The organism is Agrobacterium fabrum str. C58, from assembly GCF_000092025.1.
Lineage (GTDB): Bacteria > Pseudomonadota > Alphaproteobacteria > Rhizobiales > Rhizobiaceae > Agrobacterium > Agrobacterium fabrum.
Window position 1 is genome coordinate 809,484 of sequence record NC_003062.2, and the last position, 13,252, is coordinate 822,735.

A 13,252-nucleotide genomic window follows, 5' to 3' on the forward strand; every position below is an offset into this window, starting at 1 on the left:
CTGTTGGGGCGTCGCCAAGCGGTAAGGCACCGGTTTTTGGTACCGGCATTCCCAGGTTCGAATCCTGGCGCCCCAGCCATCACTTCCAAAGTCAGAACAGTGTCCGCAGGTCCCGGCGACCGTCGTTCACACGAACGATTTCCACGCAACGTATTTCGTCGTCATCCGTATCCGGCACGGTTTCGTAGAGAATGACGTAAGGTGCTTCGACGAGCATGCGGGCAGACGGAAAAATTTCCGGATGGCGTTCGCCAAGATGGGGATGGTCGATCAGGCTCTCCGCTTTGGCGCGGAAACGGGCAAAATACCGCTCCGCAGCCAAAGGCTGTGACTTGCCGATATCGACATAGATTTTCTTCACGTCGCTGCGTGCGCGGGGCGTCCAGACAAGCTTAGTGGTCACGATTCTTCAACGAAGCAAGTTCCGCCCGCGCTTCATTGAGCGTTTCGTCAAAATCCACTTCGGTTGAATTGCCACTGGCTTTGCCCTCACTCCATAATGCGCGCAGCTTGGTGATGTCGTTGCGTCGCTGAACCCATTTTGCCGACCAGTCCCGCATTGCTTCGCGGATGACTTCGCTGCTGCTGGCGTAAGCGCCGCTTTCCACGGCATCCCGCAATATTTCGGCGTGCTGCGGCGTCATCGAAACGCTGATCTTCTCCACATTGGCCATCTATGATCTCCTTCGCAGTTGGTAGCAATTATTACTACTAGCTGGATTGCGATTCCATCATTTTCGGCGCCTGCAGGGACCGTGCGACTGTAAATGGAACCGGATGCGTTGGATATTAAGAAGTCGCCTCCAACAAAAACGCCGCGCATCCAGAGACACGCGGCGTCCAATCTTAAATTTCGCAGCTAAACCTTAAAGCGCGATATCCGGCACCTTCTTCACCGGCGCACCCGCAGGCGCCGCGCCGGCACCCTTCAGCGCCTCGAGATCGATCTGCGGCGGCGTCGGCAGTTGCAGGTGTTCAGCGGTGTAAGCCCACTCCTCACGCACCTTTTCCGGGTCGTCATTGAGCTTGGTGCCGTAGCTCGGCACGATCTGGCGCAGTTTCGCCTGCCATTCCGGCGTTGCCACCTTGTCCTTGAAGACCTTTTCCAGAACGCTGAGCATGATCGGTGCTGCGGTCGAGGCACCCGGCGAAGCGCCGAGCAGGCCGGCGATGCTGCCGTCCTTGGCAGCGACGACTTCGGTGCCGAGCCGCAGCACGCCGCCCTTTTCCTCGTCGCGCTTGATGATCTGCACGCGCTGGCCGGCCTGCCACAGGCGCCATTCGCCCTGCTTGGCATTGGGGAAATATTCCTTCAGCGCGGCAAAACGGTCGTCATCCGACATCATCAGCTGGCCCGCGAGATATTCCACCAGCGGATATTCATCGATGCCCACCCGCACCATCGGCCAGGCATTGCTGGTCGTGACGGAGGAGACGAGATCGAAATAGGAGCCTTCCTTCAGGAACTTGGTGGAGAAGGTGGCGAAAGGCCCAAACAGGATGACACGCTTGCCGCCCAGCACGCGGGTATCGAGATGCGGCACCGACATGGGCGGCGAGCCGACAGAGGCCTTGCCGTAGGCCTTGGCGAGATGCTGCATCGTCACGTCGGGGTTCTCGTTGATGAGGAACGAGCCGCCCACGGGGAAACCGGCATAGTCATCGGCCTCGGGAACGCCGGACATCTGCAAAAGATGCAGCGCACCGCCGCCGGCGCCGATGAACACGAATTTCGCGTCCACCACCTGTTCGGCATCGGTCTTGGTGTTGGTATAGGTCACGCGCCAGCTGCCATCGGCATTGCGTTGGATGTCGGAAACCTCGCTATTGACCTGCAGGTCGAAATTCTGGTCGCTCTGCAGATGCGATACGAATTGGCGGGTAATTTCGCCAAATTCCATGTCCGTGCCGAGCGGCGACCAGGTCGCGCCGAGCTTCTGGGAAGGATCACGGCCCTCCATCATCAGCGGCACCCACTTCTTGATCTGTTCCGGATCGGTGGAGAATTCCATGCCGGCGAAAAGTGGGCTGGCCTTCAGTGCCTGATAACGCTTTTCCAGATAGGCGACGTTCTCGTCACCCCAGACGAAGCTCATATGCGGTGTGTGGTTGATGAAGGAGCGCGGGTTCTTCAAAACGCCGTTGCGCACCTGCCATGCCCAGAACTGCCGGGAAATCTGGAAGGATTCGTTGATGTTGACGGCTTGCGTGATCTTGATGTTGCCGTTGTCGTCTTCCGGCGTGTAATTCAGTTCGGCAAGCGCGGAGTGACCGGTGCCGGCATTGTTCCAGCCGTTGGAGCTTTCAAGCGCCACGCCATCCAGCCGCTCCAGCATCTGCATCGACCAGGTGGGCTCCAGTTCGCGAAGCCACACACCGAGCGTCGCGCTCATGATGCCGCCGCCGATGAGGAGCACATCGACCTTCTTGGCAGCCATATTGGCGAGAAGCGGTGCAGAGGGCAGTGCCGCTGCGGCAATTCCGGCGAGCGCGCCGCCCAGAACCTGTCGGCGGTTCAGCGGAAATGCATGGGAGAGATCAGTGAGCTGGGATTTGTCTTGATCGATGGGAGTCACGGCCATACCTGATTCTTGTTTTGTGTTAAAAACACTCCTCCCGATCGCTCCGTTATAGCAAAGCGCATGGCGGCACAACCCGGGCCCATTTACTCCAGTTCAAGCGTTTTTGCGGGAATTTGACCGGGACATATGGTCGCTGGGGCGAATTTTGGCCGTTTGCGAATTGTCATTTTCAGCACGGTGAAGATTAGGCGATGCTTTCAAACGGTTGAAAGAGTTCTATCGGCCGGATATGGCGAAAAGCGCGCCCGGCCGTATTTTGCCGGCCAGGATGGGTGGCGCGGCGCTACTGCGTGCCGATTTATTTCCGAAAAAATGACGATAATCCCGGAAAAGTGAAAGGCCCGCCGTTTCGGGCGGGCCTTGTTGTGTTCGGTCTGGAGCCGACAGCTCAGTTTGCGGCGAGGAATTCCGCGCAATAGCTCGGGCCGTTGACGCCGGGGCGGTCGGAGACCGTGCGTACGGCAGTGATTTTGTAGTCGCTGGAAACAACCAGCTGCACGGTGCAGGAGAGCGAAGCGCTGCGGGCCGGCGAGATCTGGCGACCCTTCTTGCCATCCTTGCCTTCTTCGAACTTGGCCGGAATGGTGGCCTTCTTGTAGCCGCCGCGCCAGTTATAGACAGTGGAGCTGCCGGTTTCCGTGTCGCTCAGCGGCGGGCCGAATTTTGCGAAGAAAATACCGGCTGACTGGCCGACCCAGCGGGTCTCGACCGGGCTCTTCTGAGCAAATGTGGGGGCGGAGCCACCGGTGGAGGTGGTGCAGGCGGAGAGCGCAATGGCAAACGCTGCGAGCGTTACGCTGCGAAATAGCATGGTGAAATGTCCTTTGTGCCGTGTCCGGCTTCCCGCCGGTCATTCCGTTCCCCTAGCAGATTTGGCGGCGGGGGGCAGGGGAGGTGTGCGGCTTGACGAAAATTTCCTGCCACAATTGCTTTTTTGTAACGTTTTCTGCCCTTCCGCCGCACTCTGCGGGTGCTTGACGGGGCTGTTGCACGGGACGGCAAAAACTTGTCATAAAAAATGCAATAAGCCGCTTGTCGAATGCCGGAGGCTGGTCTATAGACGCGCTGCTGGTCACGGAGTGTAGCGCAGTCTGGTAGCGCACGTCGTTCGGGACGACGGGGTCGGAGGTTCGAATCCTCTCACTCCGACCAGCTTGAAGCCTTGTGTGTCAGGCTTTCTGGCGTTTTATCTTCTTATTTAAATATAGCCGTTTTTGCCTATGCGCACAGAATGCGCACGGTTTCAGAATGCGTTTGCAGCACTTGCTGGAATTCTGGAGCGTTGTGCAGATATGTTCTTTCGAATTCATCGCTGGTAGTGCCGAGCATGCAGCGGCCTCATGAACATCAACGCCAGCATGGGCACGCCAACAAGCCCGTTTCGGCCGGCTTTTAAACGCCGCAGCCGGTCACCCGAACGAAAGAGGCCCGTCGCTCCGCCAAGCGCCAGGCCTCAATGTCGCGGCGGCCTTGTTTCAGGGGACGCGCGACATCTGAAAGTCTTAAAAGCCTCGATTCCGATCCACAACCTCAGAAGTTACCCGTCATCGCCTTGCGCCCCGAATTTCAGGGGCTGTCGTGGTCATCAATTTGTCGCGATCAAAAAAGAGGCCCGCTGTTCTCTCGAACAACGAGCCTCTGTTGGGTCGCCTGGCGGAGCGACCGCGCGCAAATTCGCTTTTTGCACATGAACGTCAAATGAACGAACGGCTTTCCCAAAGACTGAGAAACAACCTGTAAAAATCAGGGGCTGATGGATCGGAAAGCGCGCTCAGCCGTTATCTATCCATAACAACAATGGAGGATAACATGCTGAAGGGTATTGCACTGTGGGCGATGGGCGTTCCGGTTGTCGTGATCATTCTGCTTTATATGTTCGTGTTTTAAGTCGCATCTGGACGACAGACCAAACAAAAAGGCGACCACACCGTGGTCGCCTTTTGCCGTTCATGTGGGCGTTTTCAGTCGAGATCGCCTATGAGCCGTGAAGCTGTCGCCGCATCCGTGCGGCGGATGTCGATCTCGTCGCGGTGCTTGGCGAGCAGTTCTCCGGCCAGCAGCTTTTCCGCCAGACCGGCAGGCAGGGAGAGGATGACGCGGTCGCCCTGTTCCTCCGTCGCACCTGTGCTGCGCTTGGCCGAGATCATGCCGCCCGCCACCGTATTGTTGGTGTCAGGGTCGATCAGGATGAAGGAGCCGGTCGCCCGGTTCTGTTCATAGGGATCGAAGATCGCCGTCTCGTCGAAGGAGAGACGCACCTTGCCGATGGCGTTCATCGGCAGCGAGGTCTCATGCGCCTGCCATTCGCCTTCCCGAAGGTTGAGCTGGCTAACAGGCTGGACGCTGACGCGCTGGCGGCGGCTGGCGCTTTTCAGCCAGTAGCGTTTGCCGGCCTCGATGCCGCCCGGCTGCAGGGCGACGATCTGCGCGTCAAAAGCAAGTCCCGTGAGCGGTTGTGCCTCGATGGAAACGATCATGTCGCCGCGGGAGACATCCACTTGACGGTCGAGCACGAGCGTGACGGCATCACCCGCGACAGCGGCATTGCGCACTAGATCGAAGGTGACGATCTGCTTGACATTGGCGACCATGCCCGAGGGCAGGACGACAACGCTGTCGCCGGGCTTCACCGAACCGCCGGCAACCGTGCCTTGATAACCGCGGAAGCTTTCACCTGGCCGCGACACGCGCTGTACGGGCAGGCGGAAGCCACCGGACTGCGTGGAGCGGACGGTGGCAAGCTCCAGCGTCTCCACCAGCGTCGGGCCTTCATACCAGGGCATGGAGGCCTTGCCGGACAGCACGACGTTTTCACCCTTCAGCGCCGACATCGGAATCGCGGTGATCTGCTTGATGCCGAGATCGGAGGCGAAATCGCGGAACTCGTGGGCGATCAGTTCGAAACCGGCCTTGTCGTAATTCGTCAGGTCGATCTTGTTGACCGCCAGCACGAATTGCCGGATGCCCATCAGCGCCGCAATGGTGGCGTGGCGGCGGGTCTGTTCCAGAATGCCGGTGCGCGCATCGACCAGCAGCACGGCGAGATCGGCCGTGGAAGCGCCGGTCGCCATGTTGCGGGTATATTGTTCATGGCCGGGCGTATCGGCGACGATGAAGGCGCGCCGGTCGGTGGCGAAATAACGATAGGCGACATCGATGGTGATGCCCTGTTCGCGCTCGGCCTGCAAACCATCAAGCAGCAGTGCGAAATCGGGCAGGCCGAGATCGTTCTGCTTGCCGCTGTCACGGTGCAACGTGGCGGCCTGATCTTCCTTGACGGCCTTGGTGTCCCAGAGGAGACGGCCGATCAGGGTCGATTTGCCATCATCCACGCTGCCGCAGGTGATAAGGCGCAGCGGACGCGTGTCGCGCGCCACCTTCGAATGTTCTGCAAAGGGCAGGATGGTGGCGGAAGAGGAGGGGGTGTTGGCAGCTGCAGCGCTCATCAGAAATAGCCCTCGCGCTTCTTTTTCTCCATGGAGCCGGATTGGTCGCGGTCAATCGCTCGGCCCTGCCGCTCGGAGACGGTGGCGATTTCCAGTTCGGCGATGACGTCCTGAAGCGTTGCGGCCTCGGAGCGGATGGCGCCGGTCAGCGGGAAGCAGCCGAGCGTGCGGAAGCGGATCGAGCCATGCTTGATCTCTTCACCGGGCAGAAGTTCTAGGCGCTCGTCCTCGGCAAGGATCATCATGCCGTCGCGCTCGATATAGGGGCGCTCGGCAGCGTAATAGAGCGGCACCAGCGGAATGTTTTCCGCCTCGATGTAACGCCAGATATCGACTTCGGTCCAGTTGGAAAGCGGGAAGGCGCGCACGCTTTCGCCCTTGCGAACCATGCCGTTATAGATGTTCCACAGCTCCGGGCGCTGGTTGCGCGGATCCCATTTATGGTCGGGCGTGCGGAAGGAATAGATTCGTTCCTTGGCGCGGCTCGCCTCTTCGTCGCGTCGTGCGCCGCCGAATGCCGCGTCGAACTGGCCGGCATCCAGCGCCTGACGCAGCGCTTCCGTCTTCATGATGTCGGTGTAGAGCGCCGATCCATGGGAGAAGGGGGTGACGTTTTCCAACGCGCCGCGAGGGTTGGTGTAGGAAATCAGGTCGAGATCGTATTCCTTCACGATATTGTCGCGGAACTCGATCATTTCCTTGAACTTCCAGCCGGTATTGACGTGCAGGAGCGGGAAGGGAATGCGCCCGGGAAAGAATGCCTTGCGCGCCAGATGCAGCAGCACGGATGAGTCCTTGCCGATGGAATAGAGCATCACAGGGTTATCGAATTCGGCGGCGACTTCGCGGAAAATATGAATAGCTTCGTTTTCAAGCGCCTTCAGATGCGGATCGAGCGGCGGCTTGGATGCGACAGTATTCTTGCTGTCCGTCTCGTGGACTGCGTTGGACATTGTGAACTCCGGGAGATGAACTGAATGATTATCGTTGCGGGATGGCGGAAACGGGGGGTGTCTGCTCCGCACCGGCGACGTGAAGACCGCATTCGCGCTTCTCGTCGTTCTCCCACCACCATCGTCCGGCGCGCTCAGGCTCGCCGGGCTTGATGGCGCGCGTACACGGCTCGCAGCCGATGGAGGGGTAACCGCGCTGATGCAACGGGTTGACGGGGATGTTTTCCTCGGCGACATAGGCCCTGATCTGTTCGATGTCCCAGTCGGCCAAAGCATTGATCTTGATAAGATTACGCTCAGCGTCGAACTCGGCGAATGGGGTCGCGGCGCGATTGCCGGACTGGCCGCGACGGAGCCCGGTGATCCAGAAAGCTGCACCCTCCAGTGCCTTGCCAAGCGGGATCAGCTTTCTGACATGACAGCAGGCGTGGCGGGCTTCGACGCTCTCGTAAAAGCCGTTGAGACCATACTTCGCTGCATAGGCGTCGATATCGTCTTGTTCGGGACGGAAGCGGCGGATTTCGATGCCGAAACGTTCTTCGGTTTCATCGATGAGATCGACTGTCTCCTTGAACAGCCGCCCGGTTTCCAGCGTCACGACGTCAATCGGCAGACGATGCGTACCGATGGCGGCGGTGATGACCTGATCCTCGATGCCGAGGCTGGTGGTGAAGACCGCGCGCCCGCCGAGGCCGGCAACGAAAGAAAGACGTCCGGCAAGATCGAGCCCGGCAAGCGTGGCGTCGAGGGATGCGGTATCGGCAGAAGCATTTGTTGAATTGATGGTCATTGTCACGTCCGGGATTTCCATGGCCGATTATTGTTGAAATCCGGCTATGCGAACAGAAATGACAGTCTTTGTGCGCTGCACTTCAGAGCAAAAATGCCTCACGCGCACGATCTATGAGCAAAAGATGCCCGTTCACCTTCTTTGCAGCTTGGATTTGAATTGTGACAACTTCTGCGCTAAGCGGGAATTGCCGGGTATCCGGGCTTGTGGTCTACTGGTTTTACGATGATTTCGCAGAAGGCAAAATATGCGCTGAGGGCGCTTCTTTCGCTGGCAAAGGCCGACGGCGGCTGTCCCGTGCAGATTTCCGACATTGCCCGCGAACAGGCCATTCCGAAAAAGTTTCTCGAACAGATCCTTCTCGAAATGAAGAAGGAACGGATCGTCGAAAGCCGGCGCGGCAAGCAGGGCGGTTATCTTCTGGCGCGCCCGGCGTCAGACATCACCTTTGGCGAAGTGCTACGCCTCATCGACGGGCCGCTTGCGCCCTTGCCCTGCCTGTCGCAGACCGCCTATCGCCGTTGTGAGGATTGCGATGGCGAAAAGCAGTGCGAGATCCGCCACGTTTTCGCCCGCGTGGCCGATGCCACCCGCAACATCCTGTTCAACACCACCGTTGCCGATGCGGTGGCGGGTGTCGAAGTGCCCGAGCTTTTGACGGCCTGACGAAAAAATTGTCTAAAACCCCATAATATTTTTCGCCATCACGGCAAAAAATCGTCAAAAATGTGAAACGGTTTTGCATTCAGCAAAGTTTTACACGACGCTTGTTGCGCCTTTCGCTTATGCTGCGCTGTATTTGTTGCCCGGGAAAACGCTCTCGGGAAACACTTTTTCGATCGTATTCGGCCTCATTGACCAACTCTACCGGTCCAGTAGAGTTAAACCATCGCAATCAGGAGGGAATACCGATGTCCAAACTTCTGTCCGGTTTGAGCGCTGTCGCTCTCGGCCTTTCACTGGCACTCGGCGGCGTTGGCTCGGCCGCCGCGCAGACCAAGCTGCTCAACGTGTCCTATGATCCGACCCGTGAACTCTACAAGGATTTCAACGAAGCCTTCGCCAAGAAGTGGAAGGCCGACACCGGTGAAGACCTCACCATCCAGCAGTCGCATGGCGGTTCCGGCAAGCAGGCGCGCTCGGTCATCGACGGTCTGGAAGCGGATGTGGTCACGCTCGCATTGCAGAGCGATATCGACGCCATCGTCCAGAATTCCGGCAAGATCAACAAGGACTGGCGCACCCGTCTGCCGCACAATTCCTCGCCCTATACCTCGACCATCGTTTTCCTGGTGCGCAAGGGCAACCCCAAGGGTATCCATAACTGGGGCGATCTGGTGAAGGGCGATATCCAGATCGTCACGCCGAACCCGAAGACATCGGGCGGCGCGCGCTGGAATTATCTCGCCGCCTGGGCCTGGGCGAACGAAGAGTTCAAGGGCGATCAGGACAAGATCAAGGCCTATGTCGGTGATCTCTACAAGCGCGCCCCGGTTCTCGATACCGGCGCCCGTGGCTCCACCGTCACTTTCGCACAGCGCCAGATCGGTGACGTGCTGCTGGCCTGGGAAAACGAAGCCTATCTCGCCGGTCAGGAATTCGGCGCTGACGCCTTCGATATCGTCGTGCCGCCGATCTCGATCCTCGCCGAACCGCCGGTCGCCGTGGTTGACGCCAACGTCGACGCCAAGGGCACCCGCAAGGCGGCGGAAGCCTATCTGCAATATCTCTATTCCGACGAGGGCCAGAATATTGCGGCGAAGCACTTCTATCGTCCGTCCAACCCTGCAGTCGTCTCCAAGGACCTGTTGAAGCAGCTGCCTGATATCAAGCTCGTTACCATCGACGATCCGATCTTCGGCGGTTGGGCCAAGGCGCAGCCAGAACATTTCGGTGACGGCGGCATCTTCGACCAGATTTACAAGCCCGCGAAGTAAGCGGATGATGGGGTGAAACGCGATCACCCCGTCCGCAGGGACAAGAGAAAAGAACCTGATCGACCGGACAATTGTTCCGGTCGATACTTTATAATAAACGCCGGGGAACACCGGCTCCCAGAGGGCATTTCCAGGAAAAGTGGACCCCGGTTTCCTGTCCTGAAAATGTACAAAACAAAGATTATCCGGAGCCTTGATGAGCAATAATACATCCGGAAACAGGTGGAAATGGCGGCAGTCGAGCGTCATACCCGGCTTCGGCCTGACGTTTGGTTACACTGTCACCTATCTGTTTCTCATCATTCTTATTCCGCTCGGCGGCCTTGTCTGGTCCACGGCGAAACTCGGTTTTGCAGATTTCATTGCGATTGCCACCGATAGCCGCACGCTGAATGCGCTGCGTGTCAGCTTCGGCACGGCCTTCATTGCCGCGCTGGTCAACGCCGTTTTCGGCGTCATCGTCGCCTGGGTGCTGACGCGGTATCGTTTCCCCGGTCGCCGTTTCGTCGATGCCATCGTCGATCTGCCCTTCGCCCTGCCGACGGCGGTGGCAGGTATTGCACTCACCACGCTTTATGCCAATCGCGGCTGGGTCGGCTCGCTATTCGAACCTTTCGGCATCAAGATCGCCTTTACGCCAACCGGCATCGTCATCGCGCTGATCTTCATCGGCCTGCCTTTCGTGGTCCGCACCGTGCAGCCGGTCATGGAAGAGATCGACCGTCAGGTGGAGGAAGTGGCGGCGACGCTTGGCGCCAACCGTTTCCAGACCATCACCCGTGTTCTGCTGCCGAGCCTCACGCCCGCCATCCTCACGGGTTTTGCGCTCGCCTTCGCGCGTGGCGTTGGCGAATATGGTTCGGTTATCTTCATCGCCGGCAATATCCCTTACGTCTCGGAAATCGCACCGCTCCTCATCGTCATCCGGCTGGAGGAGTTCAATTATGCGGCAGCCACCGGCATCGCCACCATCATGCTGATCATCTCGTTTGCCATGCTGTTCCTCATCAATCTCATTCAGGCCTGGAGCCGCAAGAGGTACGGTTATGTCTGAGACCGCTTCCCGCACCTCGCCCCGGCCATTCCGCGATCCCGCAAGCGAAAGCCTTCCCGCGCGGCTGGCGCTGATCGCCGTTGCCTTCCTGTTCCTCGCGGCCTTCCTGGTGCTGCCGCTTGTCTCGGTCTTCTTCGAAGCCTTCCGCAAGGGCGCGGATTCCTTCTGGGATGCCATCGTCGAACCAGATGCGCTGTCGGCCATCCGCCTGACGCTGCTCGTCGCCGCCATTTCGGTGCCGCTCAACGTCGTTTTCGGGGTTGCCGCCGCCTGGGCGATCGCCAAATTCGAATTCAAGGGCAAGGCGTTCCTGATCACCCTGATCGACCTGCCGTTCTCGATCTCGCCGGTCATATCGGGCCTCGTCTATGTCATCCTGTTTTCCGCTCACAGCGTGCTCGGACCATGGTTGAAGAGTTACGGCATCGAAATCCTCTTTGCGGTCCCGGGCATCGTGCTGGCTACCATCTTCGTCACCTTTCCCTTCGTCGCGCGCGAACTGATCCCGCTGATGCAGGATCAGGGCAATGGCGACGAGGAGGCGGCGATTTCGCTTGGCGCATCCGGCTGGCAGACCTTCTGGTATGTGACGCTGCCCAATATCAAATGGGGCTTGCTTTACGGTGTGCTGCTCTGCAACGCCCGCGCCATGGGCGAGTTCGGCGCCGTGTCCGTCGTATCAGGCCACATCCGCGGCGAGACCAACACCATGCCGCTGCATGTCGAGATACTCTATAATGAGTACAATATCGGCGCATCTTTCGCCGTAGCGACACTGCTTGCAGGCCTCGCGCTGGTGACGCTCGTTCTCAAAACCATTCTCGAAATACGCTTTGGCGCGGGCAACGCAGCCGGCAAGCATTGAAAGGCATCTTCATGGAAGTGAAAGTTTCCGGCATCACCAAGCAGTTCGATCGGTTTCCGGCGCTGAACGACGTGTCGCTCGATATACGCTCGGGCGAGCTGATCGCACTGCTCGGTCCTTCCGGTTCCGGCAAGACGACGCTATTGCGTCTGATCGCCGGCCTCGAACAGCCAACGCAGGGCCAGATTTTCTTCGGCGACGAGGATGCCTCGCACCGCACGGTGCAGGAGCGCAATGTGGGTTTCGTGTTTCAGCACTATGCGCTGTTCCGCCACATGACGGTTGCCGACAACATCGCCTTCGGCCTGAAGGTGCGCCCTTCCGCCTCCCGCCCGCCGAAAGCGGAAATCCGCCGGCGGGTTTCGGAACTTCTCGACATGGTCCATCTGACCGGCCTCGAAAAGCGCTATCCGACCCAGCTTTCCGGCGGCCAGCGCCAACGCGTGGCGCTGGCGCGCGCCGTCGCCATCGAGCCGAAGGTGCTGCTTCTGGACGAACCCTTCGGTGCTCTCGACGCCAAGGTGCGCAAGGAGTTGCGCCGCTGGCTGCGCGAATTCCACGACCGCACCGGCCACACCACCGTCTTCGTCACCCATGATCAGGAAGAAGCACTCGAACTCGCCGACCGCGTCGTCGTCATGAGCCAGGGCAAAATCGAACAGGTCGGCACGGCAGACGATGTCTACGATACGCCCAACTCTCCTTTTGTTTTCTCCTTCATTGGCGAATCCTCCAGCCTGCCCGTGACGATCCGGGACGGCCATGTGCTGTTCCAGGGCGAAAGCATCGGCATAAACGAGGGCGGCACAGGCGAGGGCGAGCTGTTCTTCCGCCCGGAAGATGTGGTGCTGACGGACGAAAAGGATGCGCTTTACGGCAAGGTCACCACCTGTCGCCGCCTCGCGGGCACCCGCATCGCCGAAATCGACATCGCCAATAACGGCCATGAGCCCTATCATCTCGAAATCGAGGTGCCGCTCAACGCTGCCGTGGCCGTTGGTGCGGAGCTGCGTTTTCGCCCGACCCGGTGGAAGGTGTTTGGCAAGAAATAGGGAGAGGTGACCGTAAACGACGGTCGCTGATTTGTCGCTCTCTAACGCGCGTCGCATAAATCAGATCACAGTACACCGCGGTTGAAATCATCGACGGTGCTGGGTGTCGTTACCCCCCTCTGTCCTGCCGGACATCTCCCCCTCAAGGGGGGAGATCGTTCCGTGGCAAGGTTTCGCACCTCTCGACGGTTGAGAATGAAGCAGCGAGAAAGCCTCTTGCCAATCTCCCCCCTTGAGGGGGGAGATGTCCGGCAGGACAGAGGGGGGTAACGACACCCAGCACCGTCGATGATTTCACTGCGGTGTACTGTGATGTGATTTATGCGACACGCTTCAGATCTTTTTTTGCATGTCTCCCAAAACCGCTGCACAGTTTAGGCAGACATCCTTTAGTTCTCCGCCATACCGGCCTTGAGCTGGTATCCAGCCAACTCAAGTCCTTGGGCTGAAAGGAGTTCTTCTCGTCGCGAGAGAGCCGCACCGTCATTCGAGGCGCGGGTTTCTCCAATCGACGAAGCAATATGCACAAACGGAAAAGGGCCGCCAAAGCGACCCTTCCATGAGTTTGGTCCT

At 59.0% G+C, this 13,252-nt stretch carries 12 protein-coding genes and 2 tRNA genes; 7 read left to right on the top strand and 7 right to left on the bottom strand.

What is annotated here, in order from left to right; translation table 11 throughout:
- Positions 1-4: 4 nt before the first annotated feature.
- Positions 5-79, top strand: a tRNA-Gln gene (locus tag ATU_RS03985).
- A 12-nt stretch (positions 80-91) separates the two neighbouring features.
- On the opposite strand, the gene ATU_RS03990 is transcribed toward ATU_RS03985, so the two are convergent.
- The 4 genes from ATU_RS03990 to ATU_RS04005 form a co-directional block, all read right to left on the bottom strand.
- Positions 92-403, bottom strand: coding sequence for a type II toxin-antitoxin system RelE/ParE family toxin (locus tag ATU_RS03990; RefSeq protein ID WP_010971165.1), 312 nt, complete (start codon positions 401-403; stop codon positions 92-94).
- Positions 393-674, bottom strand: coding sequence for a type II toxin-antitoxin system ParD family antitoxin (locus ATU_RS03995; RefSeq protein ID WP_010971166.1), 282 nt, complete (start codon positions 672-674; stop codon positions 393-395). Before ATU_RS03995 ends, ATU_RS03990 begins: the two co-directional genes overlap by 11 nt.
- A gap of 192 nt (positions 675-866) precedes the next feature.
- Positions 867-2,582, bottom strand: coding sequence for a malate dehydrogenase (quinone) (gene mqo / locus ATU_RS04000; protein WP_035256346.1), 1,716 nt, complete (start codon positions 2,580-2,582; stop codon positions 867-869).
- Positions 2,583-2,970: 388 nt separating this feature from the next.
- Positions 2,971-3,393 (bottom strand): hypothetical protein, encoded by a 423-nt coding sequence (locus tag ATU_RS04005; RefSeq protein WP_006310261.1) that lies wholly within the window; start codon positions 3,391-3,393, stop codon positions 2,971-2,973.
- A gap of 264 nt (positions 3,394-3,657) precedes the next feature.
- On the opposite strand from ATU_RS04005, the gene ATU_RS04010 reads away from it, so the two are divergent.
- Positions 3,658-3,734, top strand: a tRNA-Pro gene (locus tag ATU_RS04010).
- Positions 3,735-4,543: 809 nt separating this feature from the next.
- Here ATU_RS04010 and cysN read toward each other — a convergent pair.
- From cysN to ATU_RS04025, 3 genes are read right to left on the bottom strand one after another with little or no spacing between them, the layout of a single operon-like run.
- The gene (gene cysN, locus ATU_RS04015; RefSeq protein ID WP_010971170.1) at positions 4,544-6,028 is read right to left on the bottom strand and encodes a sulfate adenylyltransferase subunit CysN; all 1,485 of its coding nucleotides are present in this window, start codon (positions 6,026-6,028) and stop codon (positions 4,544-4,546) included.
- On the bottom strand, positions 6,028-6,981 hold the full coding sequence (gene cysD, locus ATU_RS04020; RefSeq protein ID WP_006310264.1) for a sulfate adenylyltransferase subunit CysD: 954 nt from the start codon (positions 6,979-6,981) through the stop codon (positions 6,028-6,030). The genes cysN and cysD overlap by 1 nt, the downstream gene beginning before the upstream one ends.
- 28 nt (positions 6,982-7,009) lie before the next feature.
- Positions 7,010-7,792, bottom strand: a complete 783-nt coding sequence (locus tag ATU_RS04025) for a phosphoadenylyl-sulfate reductase (protein WP_006310265.1) — start codon at positions 7,790-7,792, stop codon at positions 7,010-7,012.
- 204 nt (positions 7,793-7,996) lie between these two features.
- Between ATU_RS04025 and ATU_RS04030 the strand changes: the two genes are divergently transcribed.
- The 5 genes from ATU_RS04030 to ATU_RS04050 all read left to right on the top strand — a co-directional run bounded on the left by ATU_RS04030 (position 7,997) and on the right by ATU_RS04050 (position 12,679).
- On the top strand, positions 7,997-8,437 hold the full coding sequence (locus tag ATU_RS04030) for an RrF2 family transcriptional regulator (protein ID WP_003509013.1): 441 nt from the start codon (positions 7,997-7,999) through the stop codon (positions 8,435-8,437).
- A gap of 245 nt (positions 8,438-8,682) precedes the next feature.
- On the top strand, positions 8,683-9,708 hold the full coding sequence (locus tag ATU_RS04035) for a sulfate ABC transporter substrate-binding protein (RefSeq protein ID WP_006310267.1): 1,026 nt from the start codon (positions 8,683-8,685) through the stop codon (positions 9,706-9,708).
- A 196-nt stretch (positions 9,709-9,904) separates the two neighbouring features.
- Positions 9,905-10,762 (top strand): sulfate ABC transporter permease subunit CysT, encoded by an 858-nt coding sequence (gene cysT, locus ATU_RS04040; protein WP_010971172.1) that lies wholly within the window; start codon positions 9,905-9,907, stop codon positions 10,760-10,762.
- Complete coding sequence (cysW, locus tag ATU_RS04045; protein ID WP_006310269.1) at positions 10,755-11,627, top strand: sulfate ABC transporter permease subunit CysW; 873 nt, start codon at positions 10,755-10,757, stop codon at positions 11,625-11,627. The genes cysT and cysW overlap by 8 nt, the downstream gene beginning before the upstream one ends.
- An 11-nt stretch (positions 11,628-11,638) precedes the next feature.
- On the top strand, positions 11,639-12,679 hold the full coding sequence (locus tag ATU_RS04050) for a sulfate/molybdate ABC transporter ATP-binding protein (protein WP_010971173.1): 1,041 nt from the start codon (positions 11,639-11,641) through the stop codon (positions 12,677-12,679).
- Positions 12,680-13,252: the final 573 nt, after the last annotated feature.

Bases quoted from the DNA above. Each gene is read 5' to 3' on its own strand.
- ATU_RS03995 (WP_010971166.1), bottom strand. From the start codon at position 674: ATGGCCAATGTGGAGAAGATCAGCGTTTCGATGACGCCGCAGCACGCC.
- mqo (WP_035256346.1), bottom strand. From the start codon at position 2,582: ATGGCCGTGACTCCCATCGATCAAGACAAATCCCAGCTCACTGATCTC.
- ATU_RS04005 (WP_006310261.1), bottom strand. From the start codon at position 3,393: ATGCTATTTCGCAGCGTAACGCTCGCAGCGTTTGCCATTGCGCTCTCC.
- cysN (WP_010971170.1), bottom strand. From the start codon at position 6,028: ATGAGCGCTGCAGCTGCCAACACCCCCTCCTCTTCCGCCACCATCCTG.
- cysD (WP_006310264.1), bottom strand. From the start codon at position 6,981: ATGTCCAACGCAGTCCACGAGACGGACAGCAAGAATACTGTCGCATCC.
- ATU_RS04025 (WP_006310265.1), bottom strand. From the start codon at position 7,792: ATGGAAATCCCGGACGTGACAATGACCATCAATTCAACAAATGCTTCT.
- ATU_RS04030 (WP_003509013.1), top strand. From the start codon at position 7,997: ATGATTTCGCAGAAGGCAAAATATGCGCTGAGGGCGCTTCTTTCGCTG.
- ATU_RS04035 (WP_006310267.1), top strand. From the start codon at position 8,683: ATGTCCAAACTTCTGTCCGGTTTGAGCGCTGTCGCTCTCGGCCTTTCA.
- cysT (WP_010971172.1), top strand. From the start codon at position 9,905: ATGAGCAATAATACATCCGGAAACAGGTGGAAATGGCGGCAGTCGAGC.
- cysW (WP_006310269.1), top strand. From the start codon at position 10,755: ATGTCTGAGACCGCTTCCCGCACCTCGCCCCGGCCATTCCGCGATCCC.
- ATU_RS04050 (WP_010971173.1), top strand. From the start codon at position 11,639: ATGGAAGTGAAAGTTTCCGGCATCACCAAGCAGTTCGATCGGTTTCCG.